The sequence below is a fragment of the Nostoc sp. UCD121 genome (assembly GCF_014222285.1).
In the GTDB taxonomy this organism is placed as follows: domain Bacteria; phylum Cyanobacteriota; class Cyanobacteriia; order Cyanobacteriales; family Nostocaceae; genus Nostoc.
The window spans coordinates 1-2050 of sequence record NZ_JACKZS010000430.1 but is presented as its reverse complement, the minus strand read 5'-3'; the positions used below and the strand labels follow the sequence as shown (position 1 = coordinate 2050).

The following is a 2050-nucleotide window of genomic DNA, read 5'->3' as shown; positions in this document are numbered from 1 at the left end:
TATCGCGAACCAATTCCTATTCTTTATTATATTTGGAAGTTTCTTCGACTAAATCTTTTAAACCCTGTCTGAGAGCCTCAATTGAACGATCTAAAGCTTCAATTTTAGTCCTTGCAGTAATTTGTTCAATGGCATCTATGTAAGCTTGACTACCAGCCTTACCTAAATGCTTGTATTTGGATAGCTTGCCATCACTCTGAGTCGGAAATATTGGTGTTGCAGCATGTAGTTTATAGTACCAATAAAATTCTTTACGCCCCTTTGCTAGGTAACGAGCGATTCTACAACGTGGTGGCGCAACAGGCATTGAATTGTGTATGGCAGCGACTTCTTTTTCAAGACGCTCCAACATGTCGATAACTTTGTCTATACGCGATTGTAAATCCTCTTGGGCTATAGTTTTTCGGTCTTTCGGCATAAAATCAACTAACGCGATTCGCGACTGGTTGTCGCGAACAATATTCCTCTCTAATAAAGGCGAGTAACTAAAATCAATATATTCATTTTAGATTTTCATGCAACAACCAACCTTGGCACAAGCTTTCTAATTCCAACCAACCTCGCCACAAAACTTGTATCCCAATGGGGCTATTCTTCCTGTGTTCTAAGTAACCTCCAAGACGTGCAATTGCTCTAATTGCCCAGTCAACGGTAAGCTGTATCTGCTTTTTTTGTTTGGGTGGAGTACTAGCAAGTAGCACATCCATTTGTATTTTTGTTAACACCAATTCTGCCGAACTGTGCGGAGAATTCCGATGTAAATAAGTCATTCGCAGTAATTGTGCCGCAATCACTGTTAAAAAACCTAACATTGTTGACATACTCTCACCCGCCAAGCGGTAATTTTCTGCTTTACAGCCAGATTTTAGTATTTTGTGATACTCTTCTATCCGCCAGCGATACGTATACCATCGAAGAATTTGAGATGCTTCTGCCTGTGTTGTTACTAACTCGCTTGTCAGTAGCATCCACGTAACTGGCTCACATCCATCTGGCACATTAATCTCTGTTGCAAAGAGCGCGTAAACGTTAAAATTGCCTGATTTTTTTAACCGAGAAGGAGGATTTATTGATACTGGACAATACCTGATTTCTAAGGTGGCAGTTCTTTCTTTTCGCTTTTTGGTTTCAGGTAATTCGACCTCTTTTATAAACTGCACTTCCTGGGATGTTACATACTCCCATAAATAAGAGTTTTCTTCCGATAAACAACGATTGTGAGCGGCTCTGACAACTACACCTGTATTTTTATTTTTACGCTGAAGTGCGAATACTTCTGCAATATCTCCTTCACGGTCAAAGACATGAATTACTCTTGTGAGTAGTCCACCATCAGGCATTTCTAAACCCTTAAATAATTTGTTGACTTTTTGAAAAGCTTCAACCCATCGATAAGATTCTTTCTCTTTAAAAGCTCTATTCTTGGCGATTAAACGTTCTTTCTTTAATCGCTTTTTTTTTGACGTAGATGTTTCCCCTGGTGGTGGAGATGGTTTGTGTTGTCGATGCCACAATTTCTCCCATAATAGTCCTAATGGCTGACCAAAGTCTGGGTCTAGCGCTAAAGAAGTATGTAAAATTAGTCCATTTCCACCATTACCTGTAGGCCCATAATCATCTCTTTTTTCTAAAATTTTTTTGTAATCAAGATAAGTTGTATCACCTACAGCTAATACTATTGGTATACCATAAATCTGCTTAGAAGTTTGTTTAAAAGATGGTTGGGTCAATTTATCAAAAGTTGTTTTGGGGTTAGAAAAAAATTCGTAACTACGTTTTAGGTCACTAGCGCTTTCAAATATTTGTGATAGAGGCTCACCATATTTTACTTTTAAAGCCTCCGCAATTAACACTGCTCTGTTGGTCAGACGTTTGTCACCAAAATCACAATCGCGGTACGGGTTTGCTTCTAATAGTTTCATTTGCACCCCAAAATACGATACTACAAGCACCTTATATTAGAGGACGCAAATTATCTTAAGTCCAGAGGATTGGTTCGCGATAGCTGGTCGCGAACCAATCCCCTTTTCCACATCCCGTGAAAAGTCAG

At 39.1% G+C, this 2050-nt stretch carries 2 protein-coding genes; both read right to left on the bottom strand.

What is annotated here, in order from left to right:
- Positions 1 to 16 precede the first annotated feature (16 nt).
- The gene (locus GNF10_RS36585; protein ID WP_185588128.1) at positions 17 to 418 is read right to left on the bottom strand and encodes a hypothetical protein; all 402 of its coding nucleotides are present in this window, start codon (positions 416 to 418) and stop codon (positions 17 to 19) included.
- 82 nt (positions 419 to 500) lie between these two features.
- Entirely contained in the window at positions 501 to 1922 is a 1422-nt protein-coding gene (locus tag GNF10_RS36580) for an IS4 family transposase (protein WP_185582615.1), read from the bottom strand.
- Positions 1923 to 2050: the final 128 nt, after the last annotated feature.